The sequence below is a fragment of the Pelagibacterium halotolerans B2 genome (assembly GCF_000230555.1).
GTDB lineage: Bacteria > Pseudomonadota > Alphaproteobacteria > Rhizobiales > Devosiaceae > Pelagibacterium > Pelagibacterium halotolerans.
Map to the genome: position 1 here is coordinate 2,870,001 of NC_016078.1, position 2,500 is coordinate 2,872,500.

Sequence of the window (2,500 nt, forward strand, 5' to 3'; positions counted from 1 at the left end):
CTGAGCCCACCATCGCGCGCCTCCGTTACTCTTTGGGAGGCGACCGCCCCAGTCAAACTACCCACCACACGCTGTCCCGGGTACTGTTATACCGCGGTTAGACATCCATGACGATAAGGGTGGTATCTCACATTGCGGCTCCACAAGGACTGGCGTCCCTGCTTCAAAGCCTACCACCTATTCTGCACATGCCGACACGAATGCCAGCGTGAAGCTATAGTAAAGGTGCACGGGGTCTTTCCGTCTGACCGCAGGAACCCCGCATCTTCACGGGGAGTTCAATTTCGCTGAGTCGATGCTGGAGACAGTGGGGAAGTCGTTACGCCATTCGTGCAGGTCGGAACTTACCCGACAAGGAATTTCGCTACCTTAGGACCGTTATAGTTACGGCCGCCGTTTACCGGGGCTTCAATTCAAGGCTTGCACCTCTCCTTTTAACCTTCCGGCACCGGGCAGGCGTCAGACCCTATACGTCGCCTTGCGGCTTCGCAGAGCCCTGTGTTTTTAATAAACAGTCGCCACCCCCTGGGTTGTGCCACCCGCCAATGGTTGCCCAAAGACGGGTCATGCTTATCCCGAAGTTACGCATGCAATTTGCCGAGTTCCTTCAGCATCGTTCTCTCAAGCGCCTTGGTATACTCTACCTGTCCACCTGTGTCGGTTTGGGGTACGGTCTATAAGCTGGGGCTATTTCCTGGAACCGCCTCACTGCATGTCCAATCCGATAAGGACACACAACTCTGGCAATCCGTCACTTCCCAGCAGGCTCACGAATATTAACGTGATTCCCATCGACTACGCCTTTCGGCCTCGCCTTAGGAGCCGGCTAACCCTGCGCTGATTAACATTGCGCAGGAACCCTTGGACTTTCGGCGAGAGTGTCTCTCACACTCTTTGTCGCTACTCATGTCAGCATTCGCACTTCCGATACCTCCAGGACCCCTCACGGGTATCCCTTCGCAGGCCTACGGAACGCTCCGCTACCGCGTGCAGTAAACTGCACACCCTAAGCTTCGGTGCATGGTTTGAGCCCCGTTACATTTTCGCCGCAGGAACGCTTGACCAGTGAGCTGTTACGCTATCTTTAAAGGATGGCTGCTTCTAAGCCAACCTCCTGGTTGTCTAAGCATTCCCACATGCTTTCCCACTTAACCATGACTTGGGGACCTTAGCTGTAGGTCAGGGCTGTTTCCCTTTCCACGACGGACCTTAGCACCCGCCGTGTGTCTGCCAGATAGTACTCCTGGGTATTCGGAGTTTGGTTAGGTTTGGTAATCCGGTGAGGACCCCTAGCCCATCCAGTGCTCTACCCCCCAGGGTATTCGTCTGACGCTCTACCTAAATAGATTTCGCGGAGAACCAGCTATTTCCGAGTTTGATTGGCCTTTCACCCCTAACCACAAGTCATCCCCGTCTTTTTCAACAGACGTGGGTTCGGTCCTCCAGTGCGTGTTACCGCACCTTCAACCTGCTCATGGCTAGATCACTCGGTTTCGGGTCTAATCCGTCGTACTTAACGCCCTATTCAGACTCGGTTTCCCTACGCCTACACCTAACGGCTTAAGCTTGCACGACAGACTAAGTCGCTGACCCATTATACAAAAGGTACGCCATCACCCAGGACAAACCTTGGGCTCTGACTGTTTGTAGGCATCCAGTTTCAGGAACTGTTTCACTCCCCTCGTCGGGGTGCTTTTCACCTTTCCCTCACGGTACTTGTTCACTATCGGTCGCACACGAGTACTTAGGCTTGGAGGGTGGTCCCCCCATGTTCAGACAGAATTTCACGTGTTCCGCCTTACTCGAGGACAATTAGGATTTCTACCAGTACGGGGCTATCACCCACTAAGGCGAAGCTTTCCAGCTTCTTCCTGTTCTTACCTAACTGCCACTGGCCTGGTCCGGGTTCGCTCGCCACTACTACCGGAGTCTCAATTGATGTCCTTTCCTACGGGTACTGAGATGTTTCAGTTCCCCGCGTTCGCTTCCCTTGCGGGATGGTCCGAAGACCGGGTTTCCCCATTCGGAAATCGCCGGATCAAAGCTTATTCGCAGCTCCCCGACGCTTATCGCAGCGTATCACGTCCTTCATCGCCTGTGTGCGCCAAGGCATCCACTGAACGCCCTTTTGGCACTTGATCGTTCTCATTACCAATAACCGCAGCCACGTAGTGGCCCTCGGGTATTGATGGTCAGATCATAAAAGATCATTGAACGCTTCACAGCGCGCAATGATCCAAAGACCAGTTTCACGAGGTATCGTTTCTCCAAGGTTCAACACCTAACTCCGACTGGGGAGCAGCCCGGGGTGCGGGCAAGACAAACAATCCTTCTCTCTACAATGTTAAATATCGGGCCAGTCAGATCCTAAGATCCAACGGCCGAACCGTTTTCATCAACACACGCAATGCTTGCCGGAAAATGGTGGAGCCAGACGGGATCGAACCGACGACCTCCTGAATGCAAATCAGGCGCTCTCCCAGCTGAGCTATGGCCCCTT

1 tRNA gene and 1 rRNA gene (1 of these 2 running past the window's edge) are annotated in these 2,500 nt (G+C 53.9%); both read right to left on the minus strand.

The features are described 5' to 3' along the window. Positions 1 to 2,141: ribosomal RNA gene (locus tag KKY_RS14035) — 23S ribosomal RNA — on the minus strand (it extends 589 nt beyond the left edge of the window). 281 nt (positions 2,142 to 2,422) lie between these two features. After that, a tRNA-Ala gene (locus KKY_RS14040) sits at positions 2,423 to 2,498 on the minus strand. Positions 2,499 to 2,500: the final 2 nt, after the last annotated feature.